Source organism: candidate division KSB1 bacterium, from assembly GCA_022566355.1.
Classification (GTDB): domain Bacteria; phylum Zhuqueibacterota; class JdFR-76; order JdFR-76; family DREG01; genus JADFJB01.
This window is the reverse complement of record JADFJB010000067.1, coordinates 1-24,486: the sequence shown is the minus strand read 5'-3', so window position 1 is coordinate 24,486 and position 24,486 is coordinate 1. Positions and strand designations below refer to the sequence as shown.

Annotated in this window: 25 protein-coding genes and 5 tRNA genes; all 30 read right to left on the bottom strand. The window is 37.0% G+C overall.

The genetic code is table 11. From position 1 onward, the window contains the following. Nucleotides 1-12 precede the first annotated feature (12 nt). The 30 genes from IIC38_12465 to IIC38_12320 all read right to left on the bottom strand — a co-directional run bounded on the left by IIC38_12465 (nucleotide 13) and on the right by IIC38_12320 (nucleotide 24,241). Nucleotides 13-1,038 carry a flippase-like domain-containing protein gene (locus IIC38_12465; protein MCH8126757.1) on the bottom strand — a complete coding sequence of 342 codons (1,026 nt, stop codon included), beginning with the start codon at nucleotides 1,036-1,038 and terminating at the stop codon, nucleotides 13-15. Between the two features lie 217 nt (nucleotides 1,039-1,255). Beyond that, nucleotides 1,256-2,071 (bottom strand): DUF3108 domain-containing protein, encoded by an 816-nt coding sequence (locus IIC38_12460; GenBank protein ID MCH8126756.1) that lies wholly within the window; start codon nucleotides 2,069-2,071, stop codon nucleotides 1,256-1,258. Beyond that, on the bottom strand, nucleotides 2,071-2,520 hold the full coding sequence (locus IIC38_12455; GenBank protein MCH8126755.1) for a low molecular weight protein arginine phosphatase: 450 nt from the start codon (nucleotides 2,518-2,520) through the stop codon (nucleotides 2,071-2,073). The genes IIC38_12460 and IIC38_12455 overlap by 1 nt, the downstream gene beginning before the upstream one ends. 70 nt (nucleotides 2,521-2,590) lie before the next feature. Continuing rightward, nucleotides 2,591-4,492 (bottom strand): ABC transporter ATP-binding protein, encoded by a 1,902-nt coding sequence (locus IIC38_12450; GenBank protein MCH8126754.1) that lies wholly within the window; start codon nucleotides 4,490-4,492, stop codon nucleotides 2,591-2,593. Next, the gene (locus tag IIC38_12445) at nucleotides 4,489-4,860 is read right to left on the bottom strand and encodes a glycosyltransferase (GenBank protein ID MCH8126753.1); all 372 of its coding nucleotides are present in this window, start codon (nucleotides 4,858-4,860) and stop codon (nucleotides 4,489-4,491) included. The genes IIC38_12450 and IIC38_12445 overlap by 4 nt, the downstream gene beginning before the upstream one ends. 592 nt (nucleotides 4,861-5,452) lie before the next feature. Continuing rightward, the gene (locus tag IIC38_12440) at nucleotides 5,453-6,046 is read right to left on the bottom strand and encodes a GNAT family N-acetyltransferase (GenBank protein MCH8126752.1); all 594 of its coding nucleotides are present in this window, start codon (nucleotides 6,044-6,046) and stop codon (nucleotides 5,453-5,455) included. Nucleotides 6,047-6,061: 15 nt separating this feature from the next. Beyond that, nucleotides 6,062-6,433: an Mth938-like domain-containing protein gene (locus IIC38_12435; protein MCH8126751.1), complete on the bottom strand. Its 372-nt coding sequence runs from the start codon at nucleotides 6,431-6,433 to the stop codon at nucleotides 6,062-6,064. A 30-nt stretch (nucleotides 6,434-6,463) separates the two neighbouring features. After that, nucleotides 6,464-8,350, bottom strand: coding sequence for a M1 family metallopeptidase (locus tag IIC38_12430; protein ID MCH8126750.1), 1,887 nt, complete (start codon nucleotides 8,348-8,350; stop codon nucleotides 6,464-6,466). Between the two features lie 57 nt (nucleotides 8,351-8,407). Continuing rightward, on the bottom strand, nucleotides 8,408-9,478 hold the full coding sequence (gene rsgA, locus IIC38_12425; GenBank protein MCH8126749.1) for a ribosome small subunit-dependent GTPase A: 1,071 nt from the start codon (nucleotides 9,476-9,478) through the stop codon (nucleotides 8,408-8,410). 103 nt (nucleotides 9,479-9,581) lie between these two features. After that, entirely contained in the window at nucleotides 9,582-10,535 is a 954-nt protein-coding gene (locus tag IIC38_12420; GenBank protein ID MCH8126748.1) for a hypothetical protein, read from the bottom strand. After that, complete coding sequence (locus IIC38_12415; GenBank protein ID MCH8126747.1) at nucleotides 10,420-10,758, bottom strand: hypothetical protein; 339 nt, start codon at nucleotides 10,756-10,758, stop codon at nucleotides 10,420-10,422. Before IIC38_12415 ends, IIC38_12420 begins: the two co-directional genes overlap by 116 nt. Before the next feature lie 45 nt (nucleotides 10,759-10,803). Beyond that, nucleotides 10,804-11,055: a hypothetical protein gene (locus tag IIC38_12410; protein MCH8126746.1), complete on the bottom strand. Its 252-nt coding sequence runs from the start codon at nucleotides 11,053-11,055 to the stop codon at nucleotides 10,804-10,806. Nucleotides 11,056-11,424: 369 nt separating this feature from the next. Next, nucleotides 11,425-12,300: a bifunctional 5,10-methylene-tetrahydrofolate dehydrogenase/5,10-methylene-tetrahydrofolate cyclohydrolase gene (locus tag IIC38_12405; protein ID MCH8126745.1), complete on the bottom strand. Its 876-nt coding sequence runs from the start codon at nucleotides 12,298-12,300 to the stop codon at nucleotides 11,425-11,427. Further along, on the bottom strand, nucleotides 12,297-13,085 hold the full coding sequence (locus IIC38_12400) for a TIGR00282 family metallophosphoesterase (GenBank protein MCH8126744.1): 789 nt from the start codon (nucleotides 13,083-13,085) through the stop codon (nucleotides 12,297-12,299). Before IIC38_12400 ends, IIC38_12405 begins: the two co-directional genes overlap by 4 nt. Before the next feature lie 30 nt (nucleotides 13,086-13,115). After that, the gene (rny, locus tag IIC38_12395) at nucleotides 13,116-14,678 is read right to left on the bottom strand and encodes a ribonuclease Y (protein MCH8126743.1); all 1,563 of its coding nucleotides are present in this window, start codon (nucleotides 14,676-14,678) and stop codon (nucleotides 13,116-13,118) included. A 107-nt stretch (nucleotides 14,679-14,785) separates the two neighbouring features. Further along, nucleotides 14,786-15,079: a cell division protein ZapA gene (locus IIC38_12390; GenBank protein MCH8126742.1), complete on the bottom strand. Its 294-nt coding sequence runs from the start codon at nucleotides 15,077-15,079 to the stop codon at nucleotides 14,786-14,788. A gap of 19 nt (nucleotides 15,080-15,098) precedes the next feature. Beyond that, nucleotides 15,099-15,377 (bottom strand): hypothetical protein, encoded by a 279-nt coding sequence (locus IIC38_12385; protein MCH8126741.1) that lies wholly within the window; start codon nucleotides 15,375-15,377, stop codon nucleotides 15,099-15,101. 14 nt (nucleotides 15,378-15,391) lie between these two features. Further along, nucleotides 15,392-17,713, bottom strand: a complete 2,322-nt coding sequence (locus IIC38_12380; GenBank protein MCH8126740.1) for a phenylalanine--tRNA ligase subunit beta — start codon at nucleotides 17,711-17,713, stop codon at nucleotides 15,392-15,394. A gap of 12 nt (nucleotides 17,714-17,725) precedes the next feature. Beyond that, entirely contained in the window at nucleotides 17,726-18,757 is a 1,032-nt protein-coding gene (pheS, locus tag IIC38_12375; GenBank protein ID MCH8126739.1) for a phenylalanine--tRNA ligase subunit alpha, read from the bottom strand. 13 nt (nucleotides 18,758-18,770) lie between these two features. Then, a complete protein-coding gene (rplT, locus tag IIC38_12370; protein MCH8126738.1) occupies nucleotides 18,771-19,115 on the bottom strand; it encodes a 50S ribosomal protein L20 in 345 nt (114 codons plus the stop codon). A 9-nt stretch (nucleotides 19,116-19,124) separates the two neighbouring features. Continuing rightward, nucleotides 19,125-19,319: a 50S ribosomal protein L35 gene (rpmI, locus tag IIC38_12365; protein ID MCH8126737.1), complete on the bottom strand. Its 195-nt coding sequence runs from the start codon at nucleotides 19,317-19,319 to the stop codon at nucleotides 19,125-19,127. 9 nt (nucleotides 19,320-19,328) lie between these two features. Further along, the gene (locus IIC38_12360; GenBank protein MCH8126736.1) at nucleotides 19,329-19,838 is read right to left on the bottom strand and encodes a translation initiation factor IF-3; all 510 of its coding nucleotides are present in this window, start codon (nucleotides 19,836-19,838) and stop codon (nucleotides 19,329-19,331) included. Between the two features lie 15 nt (nucleotides 19,839-19,853). After that, nucleotides 19,854-21,779: a threonine--tRNA ligase gene (thrS, locus tag IIC38_12355; GenBank protein ID MCH8126735.1), complete on the bottom strand. Its 1,926-nt coding sequence runs from the start codon at nucleotides 21,777-21,779 to the stop codon at nucleotides 19,854-19,856. Between the two features lie 169 nt (nucleotides 21,780-21,948). Next, nucleotides 21,949-22,022 (bottom strand) — tRNA-Val (locus IIC38_12350). A 9-nt stretch (nucleotides 22,023-22,031) separates the two neighbouring features. Beyond that, nucleotides 22,032-22,115 (bottom strand) — tRNA-Leu (locus tag IIC38_12345). A 17-nt stretch (nucleotides 22,116-22,132) separates the two neighbouring features. Continuing rightward, a tRNA-Cys gene (locus IIC38_12340) sits at nucleotides 22,133-22,204 on the bottom strand. Nucleotides 22,205-22,265: 61 nt separating this feature from the next. After that, nucleotides 22,266-22,337, bottom strand: a tRNA-Gly gene (locus IIC38_12335). Between the two features lie 341 nt (nucleotides 22,338-22,678). Next, nucleotides 22,679-22,751: transfer RNA gene (locus IIC38_12330), tRNA-Ala, on the bottom strand. A 329-nt stretch (nucleotides 22,752-23,080) separates the two neighbouring features. After that, nucleotides 23,081-23,629, bottom strand: a complete 549-nt coding sequence (locus IIC38_12325) for a hypothetical protein (GenBank protein MCH8126734.1) — start codon at nucleotides 23,627-23,629, stop codon at nucleotides 23,081-23,083. An 84-nt stretch (nucleotides 23,630-23,713) separates the two neighbouring features. Then, nucleotides 23,714-24,241, bottom strand: a complete 528-nt coding sequence (locus IIC38_12320; GenBank protein MCH8126733.1) for a hypothetical protein — start codon at nucleotides 24,239-24,241, stop codon at nucleotides 23,714-23,716. Nucleotides 24,242-24,486 lie beyond the last annotated feature (245 nt).

The window sequence follows — 24,486 nt, the reverse complement described above, 5'->3', positions numbered from 1 at the left end:
ATTGCTCCCACGCTATTCTAATACACCTTTATTTTCTAACGCTTCTTTTAATGAAATATGTTGCTTAAAAAAATAATACATTCCCATAATTGCCGGTGGCGCCATACTAAACAAATGCAGTATAACCGCAAAGCTGAACGCCTGGCTGTTAGGTACATTATAAATGATTAGTGCCTGCATGACAAAAAGATGAAAAGTCCCAACATACCCTGGAGATGCCGGAATGGAAACCGATAGCCCTGACATGATCAGAATTGTTATACTTGCGAGTGTTATCTGGGCAAAATCCCCATTAAAATATTTTTCATCCAAATCAAATGCATAAATAAATATGATCATGGTTGCAATATAACAGAGCCAAATTGCTATGGATGAGATGGCTATTGCTAAATAATACTCCGGTTTTTTTATAACCAGTAATCCACTAAGCAACGAAATTAAGATTTTTTCCCCTTTATCACGCAGTTTAGCGGGAAAAACGCTTGTAATTCTCCGATAAAACAGGAGTGTTTTATCTGTTTTTACGATTAAAAATACCAGGAAAATGATCCCTGCGACCACAACAGCAAACAAAATAAACCCGCCGCTTTTCACAATTCCATACCCGTCAAACGATTGAAAGAAAAGTGCGATACCTAATAACAACAAAAGGAAAATTAAGTCAAGCATCCTTTCCACAACAATCGTGGCAAAAGAAGCGACTTTAGAGAAATTTTCCACTTTCCCGATTGAATGAGCCCGCAAAATCTCACCCAGCTTAAATGGGAATATTGTATTTCCCATATAACCCACCATTAAAGCTGAAAAAAGATTACTTAGTTTCATTACTTTAAGTGGCCTAAAAAATATTCCCCATCGATAAGCACGGAACCAAAGACTCAAAAATAAAAATATTGTAGCGGGAAGTAAGTAATAATAGTTAGCTTTTTGTAAAGCTTCACCGGCTTGTCTTAGATCAATCTGATCGAAAACCAGGTAGAGAAAAACAATACTTATCAGGATTCCAATAGCAAATTTTGCTTTATTCGATTTGAACATAGTTTTTTCAATCAATTCATGGTGTTCTTAAATCAGCATAAACTGAATTTCTTTCACAGGTTAGCAGCATTATTTATTAGATGGATCAATCTCACAATATTAAGCATTTGTTTCTACTTTTTTGTTTAGAAAATATTTTATTAAAAGAGTAGAATGAATAGAAAAACAAAAAATATAGAGCTATTTCTGTTTGTAAAATCAATTTAAAAATTGCACCTTAACCGCTCGGAAGTACGCCCTTATATTCAATCAATTCGGCAATAATCGAACCAACTAAAATTTTGCTTTTCATTAATACCGGGATTCTATACCGGTCATCTGTCAACCATACTGTAACATCTCCCTTGCTGTTAAAAACCCCGGCGTCTTTTAGAACCGGCTCAACAACCAAACAAGTGAATTTCCCAGCCCGCACCCGAATGGTTTCCTTACGCAACACGCGAACTGTTAAAGGATATAATTTCTTCCCGGAAAAATGATCGATGAAGTAGGATTTCCCTACTTCAATATTTTGAGTTCGAAGGAAATAAAGAGAAGACAACGGATCTTGCACATAAGCCGGCGTTTTAATGGTATCTTTTTTAGTAATCACACGATAATTCGGTTGATCAAAAATAACCTCGATATCTGCCCGATATTTGCCCTCACGTATTTTTTTAGAGAAATGCCACGAATACAATCCTACGGAATCCATTAATGAAACCGTCTTGTCACGAACTTTATAAAAAGTCGAAAAAAAATTATTTGATTCAGCTCGGGAAGTGACCTCAAAACATCGACGGCCATTTACATCCCTCACTTGTAAAATCTCTAAATAAGCATATCCAGCCTGAATAGGGCCATACCGGATCACAAATTTTAGAGATTCGCCGACTTTAAATGCCTCATTATTTACTTGGCGATTTATATTAAAAACAGATAACGAATCATTTGACAAATTCGCTTCATTGTTTGAAGTAGTTTGAGCATCACCTTCAACAAGTAAAAACAAGTTCAATAATACAATAATTGATGTTATATTTTTGTAATTCACTAGGATTTATCCAGTGATGGTTTTAAAAAAGCTTCCGCATGTTCAATAATAATTGGTACTATCCTGTTAATTTCCTGATCAATTTCTTCAAATATTATTTTGTAAAAATCATAACTTTCACCAATTGGATCTGATATGTCAGGTTTGGAAATATCACGGTTTTTATATTCTTTGAGCAAATAAATATGATCCATGGAATCAGGAAAATAACGCCTCAAAGTAGAAAAATGGCCTTGGTCAAGAGCAAAAATAAGATTGGCTTCCTCAATTATTTCGGGTTCGATGATTTGTGACTGATGGTCAGCAATATCTATTTGTGCTTCTTTACAAACCTGAATTGCCAATTCCGTAGCGGGCGCTCCGTTCCAGGTCCCAACCCCTGCAGATTGAACAACCATGTCATCCTTCAAGTGAATAGGAATTCGATTTTTTAACACCCCCTCCGCCATAGGGCTTCGGCACATGTTCCCGGTACAAACAAACAACACACAGAATTTTTCTTTTGAAACCATTTCCATTTTAATCTGAGTTTACCACTTTCCGTTGAACTTGTTCCAATTGATGCCTGAACTGTATCTTGTACAAACTACGATAGGCCTGGCAATCTTCCAACAATTCCAAATGAGAGGCATGACCTACTATTTTTCCTTGATCTAAAACTACAATTTTATCAGCATGGATAATCGTCGAAAGCCGGTGTGCAATCACAAGAACCGTTCTGTTTTCCATTAATTGATCTATTGCTTCCTGGACTAGTTTTTCAGATATAGAATCAAGAGCTGAAGTGGCTTCGTCCAGAATTAAAATGGGTGAATTTTTGAGAATTGCCCTGGCGATTGATAAGCGCTGCTTTTGACCGCCCGACAATTTTATCCCCTTCTCCCCAATAATGGTATTCAATCCGTCTTCCATTTTGCAGATAAATTCCCAGGCATTCGCTGCCTTGGCAGCATCGATAATTTTCTCTTCAGACACCCCATTCAATCCATAAGCAATATTGAGTTTAACAGTATCATTAAACAAAATTGAGTCTTGAGTAACAACACCAATTTTTGATCGCAAAGACTGCAGGGTGTACTCACGAACATCTGTTCCATCAATTCTAATACTTCCCTCTTGAATATCATAAAAACGGGGGATTAAATCGACCAATGTAGATTTACCTGCTCCGCTCGGGCCAACAAAAGCCACCATATCTCCTCGTTTTATGTCAAGGTTGATATTTTCCAAGACAATTTGTTCATCTTCATGATATCGGAAATTAACTCCTTCGAATTTGATAGAATGCTGAAATTGATCTAACTTTTTTGAATCCGGTTTTTCATATACTTCACGATGTTCGTCTATGGTATCAAAAATTCGCTCAGCAGCAGCAAGGCCGGTTTGAATTCTGTTATTCAATCCGCCAAGTTCTTTTAATGGCTGGAAAACCGTAAATAAAAATACCAGGTATCGCATAAAATCTTCAGCCGTCAAACCTTCACCAGAGTAAACCATGTTGCCGCCATACCAAAGCAAAGCGACAAGTATAAAAACACCCAGGGTCTCATTCAACGGAGAGGTAAAAAAACTGAGCTTATTTGCACGAAAATTCAATTTGTAATGGCAATAACTTTCATTTCTAAAACTTGTTTCTTGCCGGTCTTCGTTTGTAAACGCTTTTACAATTCGTATGGATGAAACCGATTCTTGAAATACTGATACGACGTTGGCAATCTGGCGAAAAACTCTGCGACTTTTTCGGCGAATACTTTTCCCGATCTTGACAATTACAAACCCCGTCAATGGGACAATAGTAAAAGTAATTATAGATAGTTTCCAACTGATAAGAAGCAAAATCACCAGGTTTGCAATTAATTGCAGTGGAATTAAAATTAATTTCCCAAAGCTATTCGCTAACACAATATTTACTGCATTGACGTCATTAAATACGATTGATGTTAATCGACCTGTATGGTTACGTTCAAAATAGGTGAGCGGAAGTCGAATAATTGTACTAAACAAATCATTTCTGATATTCAAAAGGATCCGCAACTCTATAAAGTTATTTAGAACCCGCCGGATATAATGAATAATATTTTTGAGCAGGTACGAGAAAAAGATCATAAAACAAACCATTTTTAAGGTAGCAAAACGATTTTCCTGAATAATATAACTCTTGATGACCTGGTTTATTTTTTCGTAAGTACTCTCAGGATTTGAAATGCTTTCAATGCCTGGCTGATTGTTTGCCGGATTTTGCTGATTTATTTGCGAGAGTTCTTGTAAATTTTGCGGTTCAAATAACTCACGTATAAAATCGACCGAAATCCAAAGAGAAAGGTTATTAAAAAATATGAAAAATAAGGTTAGAACAATTGATAGAATAATCAATTTCCAGAATGGTTTTAAGTAGCGCAGTAATTTTAAATACAGTTTCATATCTGAATTCTTATTAGAAATTCTAAATTAAATTTAAATTTGAAATTTAAATTATTGTTTAATTTGATTGACTTCAAAGAAAAGGCAGTTTCTCTAAGGTTAGCAACGGATTCTATTTGTTTTAACATACTCTCAGCACATGTCGACCAAAGGTATTTTTCAGCAGCAACATAAGAATTCTGTTGAAGCTTTTCATAATAAATTGAAGATGAAAACAATTTTCGAATAGCTGCAATATAGTCTGCTTCCTTCTCTGGTTCGAATAAAACCCCTTCACATTCATCTTTTAAGAAATCTCCAATCGAAGGCAAATCCGAAGCAACAATTGGAATTCCCCTGGATAAATAATCGAAAAGTTTATTGGGCACCGTTAATTAATAGCCCGTTTTGTTACAAAAATATTCTGATCCAAAAAGTATCTTTTATACCACGCGGCTTGCGAATCCTGAAGACAAAGTGAAACCGGTCATATTCCAGATATATTTTGATTCCAATCAAAAATATTTCTTAGCATTTTTGGGATTAACATCCGGCCGCACTGCCAAGTCTGTGGTAAAATTGTAAGGTTGATAAAATATTGGAATTTCGAGTTTCTTTTTAATTCGAGCTAATTTAAGGAAAAGCCCCGGGTTCCGGGAAATAACAGAATAGATCTTCTGGTTCTTGTTTAAATTCTTAATTAACTTGAATAATTCATGAATCATGCTTTCATGCTTAAAACTTCCAACTATGTCATCTCGTCCGGACGGGATTTTCTTCCCCTCTCAAGAATCTCAAGAGGGGAATGTTATTGCCATTCACAATCTCAATTAGCAAGCAACAAATAACAAATAAATTCTAATATCTAAGATCCAAATCTCAAATTTGAGTCGTACGTGTTGGTTATTTGAAATTGAGCATTTTGATTTATTTGGAATTTCGGATTTGGAAATTGGAATTTATTAACAATAGGTTGGAAAATTAATTTATCAAATATCTCATTATAGGTCTGGTTTCAGATCGCCGCACTTTTTCTGAAAAACCGGCTGCCAGAAAAGCTGATGCCAATCCAGTCCAGGCAAAAGCCGCCGGCATACGATCTTTTTTGGGCTCCACGGGATAGCCTTCAACAATTTCACCTCCCTTCTGTTTTACATATTCAATTGCTGCATGAAGAAGTCGAACACTCAATCCTTGATTACGATACTTCTTATCAATAAAAAAACAAGCCACTGACCAAACCGGCTTATCATCAAGTGGCTTTAGAATTCTCGACCGTTGTAAAACCGAAAATTCTTCCCGGGGAGCGACTGATATCCAGCCGATTGGTTCATCATTTTGATAAGCCAATAAGCCTGGAATGTTGCCTGAATCGACAAACTCTTTGATCGCATTTTTATTCAATTCACCTTTTTGTTGTTCAAAAACAGAACGCGTTAAACGCATCCACATGCACCAACAGCCACCGCAAGCACCGCGTTCGCCAAACAATTGGGTAAAATCATCCCAGCGATCAGAAGTCAATGGAAAAAAATCCAATTTAGAAATGTGTTTATTGAATTGACGACCAGACATGGACATTCACCTGGTTTAGCAAGTTGAATGAAATAATCCACCCACAGATTTATTTCCACATAATTGATTATAAAGTGTGACCGCTTTTTCGGTCTGTAAAACATGAAAAATTACTTTGTTGTTATTTAATAATTGCAACGTTTCGGGGCAAACCTGTAAACGCTCATACACGCCTTTTGAAAGCACAACGACGTTTGCTCCTTTTTCTAACAACTCCTGTACATCTGTTGGTTGAATCCCCGGTTCATGGTGAGTGCCAGTTTCGTTCCAATCCCATTCTCTGGCACCACCAGGGTAGATTTTTGCGTCTTTGAAAGCCTTATCAAGGCCTTCAATTTCAATTTGTCCCCAGGAAAAATGAGTAATGTGTGGAGATGATTTAGGCATCATGAAATTGAATATGAATTTTCTAATTTTTTAGAGATTTCCGCTAACCTCCTCAACCTCAATATAAAAATAATCCGTAGCAATATTCCAATCTTCTTTTTCTATTTCCGTTAAATTCTCAGATTGCCATTTTGATGTCGGATAGATAAAAAATATTTCACCTTTAGATCGCACTTTTACAGGCATATCGAAATCTGGCACATCAACCTTCCATCTGTATTCAACCTCTTCTTCATTATATTTCAATTGAAGCACAGGTAGATTAGCATGGTAAAGATATTGTTCGAAGATGGATTTAAAATCACGATTAAAATATTGGTTAAAAAAATTAATAACATCTACCGTATAAATATTTTTATATTTAAAATTTTCAGCATATGCCTTTAATAATGACCACCATTTTTCATCATCATCCACCACATGCCGCAAGGTATTTAAGAACAATGCTCCTTTAAAATACATATCCTGTGTTGGCCAATGATTCACTGATGTTGGCCCTATAATCGGAGCTTTATTCTTGACTTTACTCTTATAGCCATTTAAGTATTTAATCGCATCTTCATAACCAAACATACATTCTACATAAATACCCTCCGCATAAGTACACCACCCTTCTTGAATCCATGCATCGGAAACGTCGTTGGCAGTAACACTGTTGCCAAACCATTCATGCCCGCTTTCATGAATGATGATAAAATCAAATTTCATGCTCACACCAACGCCAGTCCAATCCCGTCCCAAGTAACCATTCTTGAATAAATTGCCATAACTGACTGCACTCTGATGCTCCATCCCCGAATAGGGTACCTCAATTAACTTGAAGCCATCCTTCATGAAAGGATATTCACCAAAGAATTTTTGGAAACACTCAAGCATGGGTTTGGCTTGTTGAAATTGCCTCTTTGCCTGGGTTAAATGATACGGCATGGCATAATAATCCAGTGTTAATTCACCTAGTTTATCTGAAAAATGGCTGTATTGTCCTATATTCAAAGCAACGGAATAATTATTGATAGGATAATGTACCTTCCAATCATATCGAGTATAACCATCGCCGATATCTTCTTTTCCCATAAATCGACCATTGGAAATATCCATTAGCTCGGATGGGACGGCAACGCTGATTTTCATACTGTCTACTTCATCCGGCTGCTGGTCTTTATTGGGCCACCAAAGACTGGCGCCAATACCCTGACAAGCAGTATAAATCCACGGATTGCCTAATGAGTCTACTTTGAAAGCAATACCGCCAAACCGACCGGTCTCTTTTGGATAACCGGAGTAATAAAAATCAATATTATGAATTGAATATTCTTTTAATTTCGCTGGAAAATCGATAAATACAGCGTTGAAATCCCGAGTATAAGACAATTTCTGCCCCTTAAACAGGATGCTGTCAACATTCATGTTTTCAAAAAGATCGATCTGAATTCTATTGTCATCCCTTAACATTTTGAATTTGATGCTATTCCTCCCCGAAATAAACTTTTCTTCAATATTCAATTTGATGTTCAGATCGTAAAACAATAAATCATTGTTTTCACGATACTTGCCATAAGCTCCCCTGAGCGTATCCGCTTTGTTAAAAACCAGCTTCTGTTCAAGCGGGTTTACCAGAGTTTCATCAAACTTAAGGGATATTTTGTTTTCTATGTTATTTGATAAATTTATGTCCAGTGATTGGTAATCCTTCGCGTGAATGCTGATTATCTCATTCCGATATTTGGCAGGAATTGAAACAGCACCTCTAACATTTGTGCGAAAAGTAATATGTTGCTCTTTTAAATAAACCAGGGCTCCTTCTATCGGTCTTCTTTTATCTGCATCGTACACCTGAAGTTCGATATTCGGACTTGAGCAACAAAAATAAAGTGTAAAAAAGAGGACAATAATGAATAATATGCGTAAAAGTTTCATGAGATATTTTCCAATGGGGTAGTGTTATTCAATCTTCAAAGTTAATTAAGAGTTTTTTTATCTGCGACTACTTTTTTTATCTTTAATAACTTGTTTATAATATTTACCGAACTTCTTATTCCTCTGTCGGTTTGCGACATAAGACCTTTCATATAAATCGGATTCTTTCTGGATTTTTAGAAAATTTTGAAACCTATTTTTATCGATGATGCCGTCGTTGACAGCTTTAAGAACCGCACAATCTATTTCGTGAGTATGCGTGCAGTCAGAGAAGCGACATTGGCTTTCAAGTTCAGCTATATCATCGAATGTTTCGGAAATCCCGGTTTCAACACCAAAAACACCCAGTTCTCTCATCCCCGGCGTATCGATAATGAGCCCACCATCTTCCAGTTTGATTAATTGACGCTTTGAAGTTGTATGCCTTCCTCTTCCGTCTTTATCTCTAACAGTATTTACCGTAAATTGATCCTTGCCGATTAAATTGTTTAACAACGTCGTCTTGCCAACCCCCGATGATCCCAATAAGCAATACGTGTTTTTCTCATTTATTTTTTTCCGAATTTCATCTAATCCGTGCCCGGTTTTATTGCTAAAGATGATTAAACCATATTCCCTCTTCAGTCTGTTACTCTCAGTAATTCTAAGCTCCAGTTCTTCCCTTGTTAAGAGGTCAGATTTGCTTAACAAAATAAGCGGGCGAATGTTGCTTTCACACACCATTACCAAATAGCGTTCCAGTCTACTCAGGTTAAAATTTTGATCAAATCCCTGCATAATAAAAGCCGTATCAATATTGGCAGCAATTAATTGGTAGTCGATCTTTTTTCCTGATTCCTTTCTTTTCAAAATCGATTTTCTCGGTAAAATGCTGTGAATTATGGCAGAGGTATTTTCATTATGATACTGGGTTAACACCCAATCACCAACAGTTGGGAATTCAAGAGTAGAATCAGCTTCAAACAAAAATTTACCCGTAAGTTCAGCCTCGACTTCACCCTTTTCATTTCTAACTAGAAAATTATTCCTGTTGACTGCAGTTACCCTTGCCAGGCAAAAGATATCTGGATCAAAATCGAGAGACTGTTCCCAAAAATGAGTATCAAAACCCAGATCTGATATTTCCATCAAGAAATCCAACTTTTTAATAATAATGTTAATTTTAGGGATTTGATTTTATAAATCCAAGAAAAAATAGAAGTTGAAGCTAAAATACAAAACTAACAACTATTCATTTCACTTTAGAAAAAAACTGATTAACTTTTTTATTCTGGTATTCCGGAGTTCTCAATGAAACCAATACATACACAAAAAGTGAGAACAACATTGCTGGAAAAATTTGATGAATGATCATATTGAAAGGTGTGTATTTCCATATAAGAAGAACAGCTAATCCTGCTGAAAATGAACTAAGTACAGCAGAACCGTTTCCTTTACGCCAGTACAAACCCAAGATGATAGTTGGAAAGAAGCATGCAGCATAGAGAGTTCCCGAAAGGGCTGTAAGTGTAACAATGCCTCCTGGGGGATTTAAAGCGAGGAGCATCGTAATCAGTGCAAAAAGGGCAACATAGGAACGTGTAGATTTAATTGCTGATTTTTCCGAGGTTGATTTTTTGAGCATACCAATAATATCTCGCTCAGTAGTAGAAGCCATAACAACGAGTACGCTATCAATTGAGGACATGACAGCAGCAACCATCGCAACCAGAAGGAAAGCACTCACGCCATCCGAGAAAACTTCCCCGCTGGTAATGAGCAAAGGAACAACGCGATCACTGTCACTGATGCCTTCCGGAAATATTCGCCTTGCATAGATACCTATGGGCACTAGAAAACTATACACTAAAGCAAAACTTAGCGTGGATACCCATATCCCTTTCCTTACAGCATATTTCCCCTCTAAAGCATAAAAACGAAATAATTGTCTTGGTTCTACCAGGAATTTAATAGTACTGGCCAATACGACTCCAAGAAGAACCGGGAAAGCAATACCACCATTCCAGGTAAAGAGTTCCGCTCCCCCGCTCTGGTCTTTTACTTCAAAAAAAGATCCAATTCCACCTGCCTTATCCACAGTGCCTATGAAAAGAAGGATTGCCGCAATAATCATTACACCGCCCTGGACTGTATCTGTTTTTACAACTGAGATAAACCCGCCGAGTACCGTGTAAATAAACCACAATTAAAAATACGATCACAATTGCATATTTGTAAGGTATATCTAAAAAAGCTTCCAGGAGATTCCCAATCCCTTTAAAAACAGCAGTCATATAGAAAAAACTTGCAAATAAAATGATGATTGCTGCAAATATTCTTGCCAGGTTGCTGCCGAAGCGAAAACCAATAAAATCTGGGACAGTGAGAGAATCAAGCATCTCAGTGAATTTTCGTAGTCGTGGAGCCACAACAATCCAAGCCAAAAATAAAAGAAAAACAGCAAAGGGAATAATTTAGAGCCAGGGAAGCCCCCAGGTGTAAGCTTTACCGGCAAAACCTACAAAGCTATTTGTACTCGAATAGGTAGCGAAGAATGAGAGCCCAATGGCTGTTCCACCCAACGATCTACCACCAATGTAATAATCAGTGACGTCTTTTGTCTGTCGATTTCCTTTCCAGGCATGATAGGCAAGCATTGTTATGTAGAGAATCAAAAGAAGATGAACCATCCAATACTTTTGGAAGCCTGCAAATATTTCGCTCATACTTTACTTATTCAGAAACATGGTGATCAGAATGAATTAAATTCAAATAAATGTGTCCACCATATATTTTAGAGTCAAGTTAAAATATTACTGGTAAATATTACTGGTAAGGTTTTAATTGTGGTAACTTATGGAGGACAGTAATTGGCTTGAAACGTATTGATTGATTATTTTGAATTATTCATAACTTTTTACCGCGAAGGCGCTAGGACGAAAAGAAACAAAGAGCTAGACTGAAAATATTTTGGAAACTAGGCAACTACAATTCTAACAATAAATACTTAAAAATTGTCGCTTTTCCTCTTGGCGGTCTTTACGGTTCATGAATTATCCAGGTTAAGCAATTTATCTATTTATTTGTCCTATCCCCTAAATTAATTCAGCAGCCATCACCGTATTAACCATTAACATAATGATGGTCATAGGTCCAACACCTCCCGGAACCGGAGATATAGCAGCAGCAAACTCTTTAGCAGATTCGAATTCGACATCTCCGACTAGACGATATCCTGATTTTCTGGATGAATCTTCAATACGATTTACACCAACATCGATTACTACAGCCCCTTGTTTTAAAAATCCTCCATCGATGGCATGTGCCCTGCCAAGTGCTACAATCAAGATATCCGCATTTTTTGTGTGTTGCTTTAAATTTTTTGTCTTGGTATGGCAAATAGTGACAGTTGCATTTGCACCATCCGCTTTTTGCAATAAAAGATTAGCCATTGGTTTGCCAACAATATTACTTCGTCCTAAAACAACGACATTCTTTCCGGCCGGATCGATCTTTTCCATTGAAAGCATTTCCATAATACCTGCTGGAGTACATGGAATGAATCTTGGTGTGCCCAAAACCAAAAGTCCAACATTTTCCGGATGGAATCCATCGACATCCTTTTCCGGAGAAATACGTCGGATGACCAGATTCGGATCGATTTGGCCTGGCAATGGCATCTGCACCAAAATGCCATGAATGGAAGGGTTATTATTGAGCCCATCTACGATATTCAATAATTCTTGCTGCGAAACAGAATTCGGCAAATGAATGGTTTCGGAATTCAGTCCTAATTCTTTTGCGGTTTTTTCTTTTCTTGAAACATAAACAGTCGATGCCAGATTGTCTCCAACCTGAACAACAGTTAGCCCGGGGATCACATTATTTTTTCTAAGTGATTCAATTCTCTCAACCAGGTTTTTCCTTATTTTTGCGGCAATTAATTTTCCATTGATAACTTTTGCGCTCACGGTAAATTGATTCTCTCGATACTTTCTGCTTTATTGGTTTCCAAGTCGATTGTTATACATACTCCACATAATCGAAGATTTTCGGAAGCCAATTCGTATTTTCTATTTGTAGAATAGAGAAACCTGTGCAGCGCCACATCTTTTTTCATACCAATAACTGAGTCGTACGGGCCAGTCATGCCTGCATCTGTAATACAAGCAGTTCCTTTGGGAAGTATTCGTTCATCTGCGGTTTGCACATGTGTATGCGTACCAACAACGGCACTTACTTTCCCATCTAAGTACAAGCCCATAGCAATTTTTTCCGCTGTCGCCTCGGCGTGAAAGTCTACAAAAATTAGTGGTGTCGATTGCTTAAGCGTTCTTATTTCATCCAATGCAACTTGAAAAGGGTTGTCTATAGCCTGCATAAAGGTTCTGCCTTGTAGATTCAATACACCAAGTTTGATTTCATTTTTTGCGGTAATAATGGATGAACCTTTACCCGCGTTGCCTTTGGGATAATTTGCCGGTCTCAACACCCTACTATCGTTTTTCAGAACTTTTACGGATTTGAAGGTATCCCAAATATGATTTCCGCTTGTAATTATATCTATCCCCGTTAAAAACAGTTTGCCTACATCCTGATCGGTGACACCTCTTCCCTCCGTCAAGTTTTCACCATTTGCTATACAAAAATCAGGTGAATATTTTTTTTTCAAGGATGGAAATAGCTTCTCAAATATTTGGAATCCCGGGTTGCCTACGATATCAGCGATAAACAAAATTTTAACTTTTTTGGACATCTATCCTCGAATGAATAGCATTATACTAGGTTATTTGGCAATATTAACCGCACGAAACTCTCGAATTACACTGACCTTAATTTGTCCAGGGAATTTCAATTCATTCTTTATCTTTTTTGCAATATCAATGCCCAACTGGTTTGATTGAACATCATCCAATTGTTCAGGGTCTACTACTACTTTTATTTCTTTTCCAGCCTGAATAACGAATGTCTCTCGAATTCCATTAAATTCGCGTACCGCATTCTCCAGCTTTTCCAATCTTTTAATGTAAAGCGCTAAGTTCTCACGTTGTGCCCCGGGCCTATTTGATGAAATCTGATCAGCAGCATGGACAAGAACAGCTATGGCTGACGTCGCTTGCGTTTCTCCATCAAATGACTGAATGGTATTTTGTACTACAGGCCCTTCGCCATGTTTTTTAGTAAAATCTGCTCCCATTTGAGCGAAGGTCTGTTCTGAACGGCGCTCTAGTGCCTTGCCAATATCATGTAAAAGACCGGCCCGTTTTGTTAAATTTACATCCAGACCTAATTCAGCCGCAATGTTTCCCGCTAATTGAGCGACCTCGATGCTGTGTTGCAGCATATTTTGTCCAAATGTTGTGAGATAGTTTAATTTTCCAATCGCTTTTGTCATTTCCAAGCTAAAGCCATGGATACCAACATCAAGGATGGCATGTTCCCCTTCATCTGCTATTTTTTCCTCTAACTCTTCCCTTGCCTTTTCAACAACATCTTCAATTCTTCCTGGGTGTATGCGACCATCGCCGATTAATTTTAGCAACGATAATTTTGCAATTTCTCTCCGAATTGGTTCGAAGCACGAAAGAAGAACAACTTCCGGGGTATCGTCTACAATTACTTCCACTCCGGTCGCCATTTCAAAAGAACGAATATTTCTGCCTTCCCGGCCAATAATTCGGCCTTTCATATCATCACTTGGCAGCCGAACCAGGCTTGTTGTAGATTCAACCGCCTGTGAACATGATATTTTTTGGATAGCCTGGATAACCATCTCTTTTGCTTCTTTGTTAGCATTAAGCCGTGCTTTCTCCCGAATATTTTTCATCGTTACCGCAGCTTCTCGTTTTACTTCTTCTTCAAGATTAGTAAAGAGCTGTTTTTTAGCTTCATCTTGAGTTAACCTGGATATCGACTCCAATTGCTTGATTTTTTCCCGAACCAAACGATCAAGCTCTTCTGTCTTTTTATTTAATTCCATTTGATTTTGGCTTAATTGATTTTTTTGCTTATTTAGCTCATTTTCTCTTTTGACTAACAAATCAGCGCGTCGATCCATATTCTCTTCCCGCTCGGCCACTTGCTTCGACAAGCGATTGATTTCGTTTCTCTTTTGGCGAATTTCTCTTTCAAAATCCCTTTTAAGTCGATATACCCTGTCTTTACCTTCTAAGATTTTAGCTTTTTTCAAGCGTTCTGCTTCAATTTTAGCATCGCTTAATGTTTTTTCCGCACTCTTCTTATCGTTAACAATTTTAGCATTAAGAATGCGTAAATTTAAAAACCTACCGAGAAAGAAAAAAACAACCGAAATTACAATTATTACTACAGTCGTCATATCCATATTCATTTGTCCTCCAAAAAAAAATCCCCACTTCCGGTTTCAGATAAATAAAATAATATCTAACCTACAGAGTGGGGAGAACGGAGAAAAAAAATGTTACTTTTAAAGTTTTTTTAAGGAAACGGTATTTCTTCTATACGTGTAATAATTTCGCTTATTTTATTTTCGTATCGTTCAACTAATTCTTGTGATTCAATTCGTTTCCTAAAAAGTTCGTCGGTAATATTTAACGCAGCAAGAATTGCGACTTTAAGAGCAGATTTGACAGCGACCTTCTGATCGATTTCTCGCATTTTTTCGTCAACATAATTTGCGACTTTCAAAATGTAATCTTCATCAGCAACGCCTCGAATCGGATATTCTGTACCATATATATTGACCTTAAATGTCTTCTTTTCAGGTTCCATAATAATTTCAATTTTATGGTTACAGCATAGATTCTATTTGATCTAATTTACCCAGTGCGTTGGTTATTTTGGTCTTTATCCTCTCATCATATTTAGTATAACTATCGCTCCCACTTACTTGTTCTTCGATCTGTGCGCAGCGTTGTTCAAGATCGCCAATAATCCGGTCTTTCTCCTGCAAAAGAGATTCAAGCTCTAATTTCTCTTTTCCCAGGTTTTCTGTCTTAATCTTCATGGAATTTAGATTCTCAATAAATTGGCTAATTTTAGCCTCTAAATTTTCTATATTAGAATTCACGATATCTCTGAACTCTAGCTGCGTAACTCTGCGTTAAATTCCCCTTTTACTTTTAAGATGATCCCATCAACAATTTGATTGATGTCATCTTCGATTAACGTCTTCTCATCTGCCTGAAACGTCATAGCAAATGCGAGACTTTTTTTACCGACTGGTACTTGTTCACCATCATAAACATCAAAAATGCTTAATCTTTTCAAATATTCTCCACCCCACTCTCGAATTTTTTTAATTAAATTACCTCCTGGTATGTCATAATCCATTATAAATGCTAAATCACGTTTTACCCAGGGATACTTAGGTATTGCGTGAAATATTTTGTCCAATTTTAAACTAGGAATTATATTATCTAAAGTCAATTCAAAAATAAAACTTTCTTCTGATATGTCGTGCTCATCCAAAATTTTTGGGTTGAGTTTCCCTAAAAATCCTACTTTTTTGTTTTCAAAATTAAGGTTTAAATAAGGGTCAACAACTGCCCAGTTTTTGACATTTGAATCAAACTGTACATTGCTGAATTTCAAGCTATCACAAAGATCCTCTACAAGTCCTTTTAAATCGTAAAAATCAAACTTGCGATTTCTATGTTTCCAATGATCCAGTTCTTCTTTGCCAATCAGTAAACCCGTAAGGTGAAGATTTTCATGATAACCGGTTCCATTTGGATAAAAAACAGAGCCGATTTCATAAATACAAATATTCTCTTGTTGCCGAAATAGATTAAATTGAGCAACCTGAATCATGCAAGGAACAAGCGATGGTCTAAGAATCGCCATATCCTCACTTAATGGATTGATTAAATTAGCTGTTTCACCCGGATAATATTTCAGCGTTAAATCTGAAGAAGGGATCATACTATTCGTCACTGTTTCATAAAAACCATATCCACGCATAATTTCCTTAATTTGATTAATAATATGATTTTTATTATTTGTTTTTCCAGTCAATGGGATAAAGGATGAATCGGTTTCAGGTATTTTATCAAAACCAACAAACCTGGCAATTTCTTCAATCAAATCAATTTCACGGCATAAATCAGGGCGATAGGTTGGAATTTTTACGTTAAAACTAAGAGGTTCATTATTCCCCTCAATAACCTTGCATCCCAACCTGGTTAAAATTCTCTCAACTTCTTTACCCTGTACATGGACTCCAAGCACTCGTTCGATTCTTTTCAATCTCAATTCGATGTTGTTTTCTTCTATTTTTGCGATATATTCGTCAACGATGCCTTTTAATACCTCTGCATGTGCAATCTCACTGATTAACTCTGTCGCTCGGTCCGAACCTACTAAAATTCCGTTCGGATCAACCCCTCCCCTAAAACGTATGCTGGCTTCAGTGACAATTCCTAATTCTGTGGATCCGTTTCGAATAAATTGAGGATCGAAATAAGCACATTCTAACAAGACATCTTTGGTCTTTTCGTTAACTTCGCTGTTAATACCACCCATGATCCCACCAAGTGCCACAGGTTTATTGCCATCACAAATCAAAACAGTATCAGATTTCAATTCATGGGTCTTATCATCCAAGGTTCTAAAGCTTTCACCCTCTTTTGAGGATCGAACAACGATTTCGCTATTTTCAATTAAATCATAATCAAAAGCATGTAGAGGAAAACCATATTCAATCAGAACGTAATTTGTAATATCCACAATATTATTTAACGAGCGCAGACCCACCTTCGCCAATCGATCATACATCCAAAGAGGAGATGCACCCATTGAAACATTCCGAATCACTCTTGCTGAATATCTCGGACATCCTTCCGGATTTTCTATTTTAACTTTGACAAAATCACTTGTCGGAGTTTCGATTTCATGAAACTTTATTGAGGGGACCTTTAATGGGTTTCCGGTTAGTGTTGCAATTTCCCTAGCGATCCCAAATATACTCAGGCAATCCGGACGGTTTGGTGTAATAGCCAAATCATAAATTGAATCGGTTGCCGGGATCATTTTGTCTATGGCTTCTCCTGCTTTACAGTCTTCACCGACATAAACAGGAGAATCAGACTCAAATATCCCCAGGGATTTATAGGTGGCCAATTTGTAAGAATCCCCGGATGGATTGGTTTGCAGGGCTACCTTTTTAAATTTCGGTAAGCTTGATAAGCCTAAGGTTATTAAATGAGTCTCTTGACCATTTTTTATTTTGCATTGATTGTCAGCCAGTTCTTCTACTATTTCACCAACAATAACTCCGGCTAATTTTCTGGAAACAGATTCAATACTTTCGACTTCCATTCCAAGCATGGTAAGCTGTTCACCCAATTCTTCAGGAGTAAAATCAAAATCGACAAAGTCTTTTAGCCAGTGGAAAGTGCACTTCATTTGAAATTTGAATTAAAATTGGGTGAGAAACCTGATATCATTATCATAAAAATAACGAATATCCTTGATTCCATATTTTAACATTGCAATCCGCTCAACGCCCATACCCCAGGCAAAACCGGTATATTTCTCCGGATCATAACCAACAGCTTTGAATACTTCCGGATCCACCATACCGGAGCCACTAATTTCCAACCATCCCGATCCTTTGCACGTCTTGCAACCTTGTCCTTTGCAAATTACACAGGTAAAATCATATTCGGCGCTTGGTTCGGTAAATGGAAAATAGCTGGGCCGAAACCTAATCTTAATTTCCGGGCCAAACATTTTTTTAGCAAATGCGGAGATAACCCCTTTTAAATCGGCGAATGTTATATTTGTGCCGACTACTAATCCTTCGCATTGATGAAAGAATGGAGAATGACTGGCATCTGGAGTATCTTTGCGATAGCATCTACCCGGAGCAATCATTCTAATTGGCGGATATTGAGATTGCATCACCCTGATTTGTACAGGGGAAGTGTGTGTACGAAGAAGCCATCCGTTTTCAAGATAGAATGTATCCTGCATATCTCTCGCCGGATGACCTTCAGGAATGTTTAATGCTTCAAAATTATAGTAATCCGATTCGATTTCCGGGCCTTCTTCGATTGAAAAACCCATTGATGTAAAAATAGATTTTATTTCATCAAAAGTTTGTGTTAAAGGGTGCTTTTTACCATACCGCTTCCGAAAACCTGGCAGTGAAACATCTACGCCCTCTTTTCGCTTTACAACTTCTTTGAATTTATCGGTTTCCTCCTGGATGATTCGAGTAAGATCATTTCGTAAAAGATTAAGCTCTTTACCAAATCGAGGTCGAATATCCTGTGATATGCTTCCAAGGAGGAAAAAATATTTTTGCAATAATCCCTTTTTGCTAAGGTATTTAATGCGGAGTTGTTCTAATTTCTTTGAATTATCACAATCTTTGATCTCGGAAAAGAATTCACTCCTCAGTTCTTGTAGTTTATCAACATGATCATCAATAAGAGTTTCCGACATTGCATCCCTTTACTCACTTAACCAGCGCTACAATTTCGGAAAACGTAGTAGGGTCATTTACAGCTAATTCCGCCAAAATTTTTCGATCTATTTCAATTTGTTTGATTTTTAAACCATTCATTAGCCTGGAATAGGACAGCCCGTTAAGCCTCGCTGCGGCATTGATCCGTGTAATCCAAAGCCTTCTGAAATTCCGCTTCCTTGCTCTTCGATCACGATATGCATACAGCCATCCTTTTTCAACTGCTAATTTTGCAGTTCTAAAAATATTTTTTCGCCTTCCCCAATATCCCTTGGCCTTTTTTAAAATTCTTTTTCTTCTCCGACGGGATGCTACATTATTTGTTGATCTGGACATCCATTCTCCTTACACACCTATCATTCGTTTAACTCTAGGATTATCTTGCTCGGCAATATAACCACCTTTGCGCAGATTTCTTTTTCTTTTAGTTGTTTTCTTGGTTAGAATATGACTTTTACACGACTTTGAACGCTTCACTTTTCCTGAACCGGTTAAGTGGAATCTCTTGCGTGCTCCACGGTTTGATTTCATTTTTGGCATATTTTTACCTCATTTCTTTGCTAAAAAAAGAACCAAGTTCCGGCCTTCTTCGATTGGTCCTTTGTCGATTTTGGCCAAATCCGCAAGCTCTTCCTGAACTCGATTTAATATTGTGTACCCAAATTCCTTGTAAACCAACTCTCTTCCTCGAAACATTATTGTAATTTTCAGACGGTTACCTTCTTCTAAGAATTTTCGAGCATGTTTAATTTTGTGCATTAAATCATGATCATCAGTCTTTGGTCGTAGTCTAATTTCCTTTTTATGAATGACATGTTGCTTTTTCCTTTGATCTTTTTCTTTCTTGGTAAGCTCATATTTGTACTTACCAAAATCCATTACTCTGCAAACCGGCGGATCAGCCTTAGCTGCTACTTCTACCAGGTCAAGACCTGTATCCTCAGCTAATCGTAATCCTTGTTCTATTCCTACAACACCTAATTGTTTCCCCGATGGGTCAATAAGTCGGATTTTTGGAACTTTTATTTGTTCGTTTATTCTTAGTTCACCTTCTTTGATATGAGCACTCCTTTTTTAGTGAATAATTGATTTTTCATCAATTTCTTTGCCAATCATAGAAACAAATTCATCCACTTCAAACTTCCCAAGATCACCTTCGTGTCTCCTTCTGACCGATAGGAATTTACCTTCTAATTCTTTATCACCAACGATAATCATATACGGTATTTTTTGCGTTTCAGCCTCTCTTATTTTATATCCAATTTTCTCATTCCGATCATCTAAAAATATCCGACCTGCAGTTTTTGAAATTTCATTTTTGCATTCTTGTGCAAATTCAAAATGACGATCTGCAATCGGCAATATTGCAACTTGAACAGGAGCCAGCCAGATTGGAAACGCTCCTCCGTATTGCTCGATTAAAATTCCAAAAAACCTTTCCAAGGAACCCAACAATGCCCGATGGATCATAATTGGTCTATGAGATTGTCCGTCATCACCGACAAATTTTAATTCAAAACGCTCCGGGTTATTAAAATCTATTTGAATAGTAGTACATTGCCAGTATCTTTTTAAAACATCGCGAATTTTGATATCAATCTTTGGTCCGTAGAAGACACCCTCACCAGGATCAACTTTATAATCAATTTCTCTTATTTTGAGCGCCTCTTCAAGGGCATTAGTAGCGTTGTCCCAGTTTTCTATTGAACCAACATATTTTTCCGGCCTTGTACTCAAAAATACTTCGAACTCTTCAAATCCAAATGATTTTAAAAAGAACATGGTGAAATCAAGAATGTTTAGTATTTCTTCTTGAATTTTGTCAGGTCTGCAGAAAATATGGGCATCATCTTGGGTAAATCCCCGTACCCTTAAAGTTCCGTGCAGAACGCCGGACCTTTCATATCGATAAACCGTTCCAAGCTCTGCATAACGAATCGGTAAGTCTCTATAACTACGAATTTTGGTTTTATAGACCTCGATATGAAAGGGACAATTCATGGGTTTAATTTGATATTCAACGTCCTCAATAATCATAGGAGCAAACATGTGTTCGCTGTAATAATCAACGTGGCCACTTTTACGCCATAAATCTAATTTGGCCACATGGGGTGTGTACAGCAACTCATACCCTGATTTAAAATGTTCATCCTTCCAAAATTGCTCAATTTCATTCCGGATTCTTGCCCCTTTTGGTAGCCAAATAATCAGTCCTGGACCTATCTCTTCGCTAATTGAGAATAACTCCAATTTCTTTCCCAACTTTCGATGATCCCGCTTTTTAGCTTCTTCCAGTAGTTTTATGTGCTCTTCAAGTTGATCTTTTTTAGGATAGGAGGTACCATAAATTCGCTGAAGCATTTTATTCTTTTCATCACCATGCCAGTAAGCGCCTGCAATATTCAGGAGCTTAAAATGTTTGATATAACCCGTATTCGGCAAATGAGGGCCACGGCAAAGATCAACAAAACTGCCTTGCCTGTATATTGAAATGATCTCATCCGAGTTCATTTCATTCAAAAGCTCAATTTTATAAGTTTCATGGGAGTCTGAAAAAAGCTTGATCGCTTCTTCTTTTGGAATCACTTCACGTTTAATAGCAAGTTTTTGTTTCCCTAACTCACGCATTTTTTCTTCTAATGCGGGGAGATCATCGCTGCTTAATGATTTGTCCAGATCTATATCGTAATAGAATCCATCGGAAATGGGAGGCCCAATGGCTAGTTGTATTTCCGGGTATACTTCTTTTAATGCTTGAGCCATCAAATGAGCGGTGCTGTGCCAATAAACTTCTTTACCTTGTTCATGAGAGAAATTGATGACTTCCAATTTTCCATCAACAATGAGTGGACCGTGAATATCTATCAAACGGTCATTGAATTTGGCCACTAATGCGTCTTTCAATAAAGCCGGATCATGCTTTTTTAACACTTCATAAGGAGTTGAACCATTTTCAACTTCAACAGTGCTTTTATTAGGTAAAGTTATTCGAAGACTCATCGCTTTAAAAACAAAATTCTCTTTATCTTATTCCTGAAAAAATTCAAGATAAATAATAATTAATTTTAAATAAGATTTCAAGCAAAATAAGTAATTAACCTGTTGAAAAATATACTCATACATCCCTAATTCATTAAACAAATAGCCACCGGTTCGGATGGCTATTAAGTGGGCGATACTGGACTTGAACCAGTGACTTCTTGCATGTCAAGCAAGCACTCTAACCACCTGAGCTAATCGCCCTTGCAACTGTACCGAGGGCCGGAATCGAACCGGCACGTCCAAAAGGACACAGGATTTTAAGTCCTGAGCGTCTACCTATTCCGCCACCTCGGCAAAATATTCGAACTTAGAGGCGGCGAGCGGATTCGAACCGCTGAATAACGATTTTGCAGACCGTCGCCTTACCACTTGGCTACGCCGCCAATTTAATCTTAAAAAATGAAGAGCATTATCTTACTCAATAAATGCCCTGCTATTCAGTAGAGCGGGAGACGGGAATTGAACCCGCGACCTTCTCGTTGGCAACGAGAAGCTCTACCGCTGAGCTACTCCCGCAATAGTGCTAAAATTGCGTCAGAAATATAAAACATAATTCATCTTTTTGCAAGAATATTTCCAGGTCTTTGCAATGCTAAATAAAGAATTATTTGGGGGTTGAATTCTCGTCCCTGTTTTGCAACCGATCCAATATTTTTCTTCTTTTTTGACGAACTCCGGCTCTTACGGAACGCATCGTTTTGATTGAAACTACCAATATAACAACAAAGATCATTATTAATATATATTTTGGATCGATATCGTACCTCTCTTGAAAAGTACTTTTTTGTGATTACTGTACATTTCGTTACTAACGAAATTTTAAAAGGCAGGTATTCACATAGATCAAGTACAACTAGTGGAGCTAGCCGGACTCGAACCGGCGACCTCTTGACTGCCAGTCAAGCGTTCTCCCAACTGAACTATAGCCCCGGACACGGGAAAATATATTAAAATAAAAATAAATTTCAATCTTATTCTTGAGAATTTACTTACCTTCTAGCTATTCTTTCGGTTTTTTGTATTTAATTCTTGACGAATACACCAGAACAATCTGTAGTTTTTATTTCTATCCCCTCGTAATAAGAATTATGCTTCAACAATATTCATCTCTTCAGATATACAACGATTCCCTTGATATTGATTGGGTTATATATTAATCAAGGGTATGGACAGCTTGTAAAGAGGAATCGTTCATCCTCGCGGGGAAGTGGTGCGGCTGTTCGCCATGAAGCTCGTGTACTACTCCTATATCATCTTTTCTATCGCAATTTGCCAAGCATTAAATTAAGAGTTATTCCCCCAAATGATTTCACATTATTTATGTTCCAGTAAATATTGAAGCCGTAACCGATAACACCACTTACTTTCATAAAATATTGAAATACTATTGGAACACCAATAGTAGGATCAATGTCTACTCTTTCATTAAAACAAAAAAACACACATTGAACATTTTCCGTAACACGGATTCCAGTTACTCTTGCAAGCCCTATTGAAAATGATGTATGGGATTTTCGGTTTTGGGTAGCTACCCCAACTAACAATCCAATATCGTAGAACTCGCTTCCGGTTGAGAATACAATGTCTTCCAAATTTGCCGTCATTCGGAAGGAGAATATTAGTTTCTTAGATTGAATACTCAGGCCTGCACTTCCGCCTGGACTCCCTCCAAATGGTCCGAGAGAACTGATACCTAAACCAGCATGTATCCAAACTTCATTTTGTGCATACACATAGGTAGATTCTGAGGATAGAAAAACTATAATTATACAGACGAGTAATGAATAAATAGAAAAACTCCCTTTCATGATGAATCTCCTTCAACTCATTACAATAACTTGTTTAATCATTCTCCAGTTATATGATTTTGATTTTAGTTAGGATATATTCCGTTACATCGATGATAAAATTGTACTTGTGGCAAGTCCAAAATCAATGGTTTTTTTGAATTTGTTTTTTTCAAAACTTGGCTTAATTGAACTAGTTTTACCAAAAAATTCTTTGACTTCTAATAATTTTAAATCTAGTATATTTGCCTTTGACTCTAAATGTGATAATGCATCTAAAAATACTTTTTCAATTGAATATGATCTAATCGGAATTATATTTCCCAACCATTCTACGAATTTATCCGATTCTTCTTTAATTTTTTTCCACTCGACTAACGATTCTCTTATCTTTTTGTGGAGGGTAGGAATTCCAAAAAATAATGTACTTGCTATACCTATGATTTCTAATAATATGGTGGGAAAAGATGCTCCTATTCCATGATCTGTCTCATAAAATTTTATGTTTATTTCACCATTGGGGTAAGATAACAATTTTTCTTTAAATTTATAAATTACTATTGGTGTTTGTTCATTCCAATCTAAACCTTCTGCTGGATCTTTATAAGGAGCAATAATAACTTTAATACTCAATTTATCTCCAGTTTTTGATTAACATTAAAATTATTCTTATAGGTATAACAAGTAATTCATTAGTTTCTTCATATCTCCCAAAAGATTACAATCTTTTTATTGACTTGCAACAAAAAAGTTACTATATAGGTTTTAATCTAACTGCATAACACTCTTAAAAGGGTAATATTAAGAAATTGGATAACTCCTGATGTTTGACATTCCGGCGAAATTGAGAAATAAATACACTTCTTTCCTGGCACAAC

What these genes read in the sequence shown, in the direction of transcription:
- rsgA (MCH8126749.1), bottom strand. Translation starts at nt 9,478, where the DNA reads ATGGAAATATCAGATCTGGGTTTTGATACTCATTTTTGGGAACAGTCT.
- IIC38_12455 (MCH8126755.1), bottom strand. Translation starts at nt 2,520, where the DNA reads ATGGCGGAGGGGGTGTTAAAAAATCGAATTCCTATTCACTTGAAGGAT.
- IIC38_12465 (MCH8126757.1), bottom strand. Translation starts at nt 1,038, where the DNA reads ATGTTCAAATCGAATAAAGCAAAATTTGCTATTGGAATCCTGATAAGT.
- IIC38_12380 (MCH8126740.1), bottom strand. Translation starts at nt 17,713, where the DNA reads ATGAAGTGCACTTTCCACTGGCTAAAAGACTTTGTCGATTTTGATTTT.
- IIC38_12390 (MCH8126742.1), bottom strand. Translation starts at nt 15,079, where the DNA reads ATGGAACCTGAAAAGAAGACATTTAAGGTCAATATATATGGTACAGAA.
- rny (MCH8126743.1), bottom strand. Translation starts at nt 14,678, where the DNA reads ATGAATATGGATATGACGACTGTAGTAATAATTGTAATTTCGGTTGTT.
- IIC38_12435 (MCH8126751.1), bottom strand. Translation starts at nt 6,433, where the DNA reads ATGCCTAAATCATCTCCACACATTACTCATTTTTCCTGGGGACAAATT.
- IIC38_12325 (MCH8126734.1), bottom strand. Translation starts at nt 23,629, where the DNA reads ATGAAAGGGAGTTTTTCTATTTATTCATTACTCGTCTGTATAATTATA.
- IIC38_12450 (MCH8126754.1), bottom strand. Translation starts at nt 4,492, where the DNA reads ATGAAACTGTATTTAAAATTACTGCGCTACTTAAAACCATTCTGGAAA.
- IIC38_12410 (MCH8126746.1), bottom strand. Translation starts at nt 11,055, where the DNA reads ATGAGCGAAATATTTGCAGGCTTCCAAAAGTATTGGATGGTTCATCTT.
- pheS (MCH8126739.1), bottom strand. Translation starts at nt 18,757, where the DNA reads ATGTCGGAAACTCTTATTGATGATCATGTTGATAAACTACAAGAACTG.
- IIC38_12430 (MCH8126750.1), bottom strand. Translation starts at nt 8,350, where the DNA reads ATGAAACTTTTACGCATATTATTCATTATTGTCCTCTTTTTTACACTT.
- IIC38_12440 (MCH8126752.1), bottom strand. Translation starts at nt 6,046, where the DNA reads ATGTCTGGTCGTCAATTCAATAAACACATTTCTAAATTGGATTTTTTT.
- thrS (MCH8126735.1), bottom strand. Translation starts at nt 21,779, where the DNA reads ATGAGTCTTCGAATAACTTTACCTAATAAAAGCACTGTTGAAGTTGAA.
- IIC38_12400 (MCH8126744.1), bottom strand. Translation starts at nt 13,085, where the DNA reads ATGTCCAAAAAAGTTAAAATTTTGTTTATCGCTGATATCGTAGGCAAC.
- rplT (MCH8126738.1), bottom strand. Translation starts at nt 19,115, where the DNA reads ATGTCCAGATCAACAAATAATGTAGCATCCCGTCGGAGAAGAAAAAGA.
- rpmI (MCH8126737.1), bottom strand. Translation starts at nt 19,319, where the DNA reads ATGCCAAAAATGAAATCAAACCGTGGAGCACGCAAGAGATTCCACTTA.